Genomic DNA, 234 nt, shown 5'->3' on the forward strand with positions numbered 1-234 from the left:
CGCGCACATCGCTGATGCCGACCTGCCCGGCGAGTTGCGTTGCGGTGGCGTGGTTGTCGCCGGTGAGTAGCACCGGAGCGGCACCGGTCAACCGGGCGACCGCAGCGACCGTACCGGCGGCTTCGGGCCGGATCTGATCGGTGATGCCCAGCACGCCGACTGGGCGGTGTTCGCAGAGCACGACGACGGCGGTGCGCCCGCGTTCCTGGAGTGCGTGGACTGCCGCGGAGGCCG

The 234-nt window shown here is 72.2% G+C and carries 1 protein-coding gene; it reads right to left on the minus strand.

Annotated features, from left to right (window positions below; genetic code table 11):
* On the minus strand, nucleotides 1-234 hold a 234-nt coding region (locus F0L68_RS41070; RefSeq protein WP_149855331.1), incomplete at both ends, for an HAD family hydrolase.

The sequence above is a fragment of the Solihabitans fulvus genome (assembly GCF_008386585.1).
Classification (GTDB): Bacteria; Actinomycetota; Actinomycetes; order Mycobacteriales; family Pseudonocardiaceae; genus Solihabitans; species Solihabitans fulvus.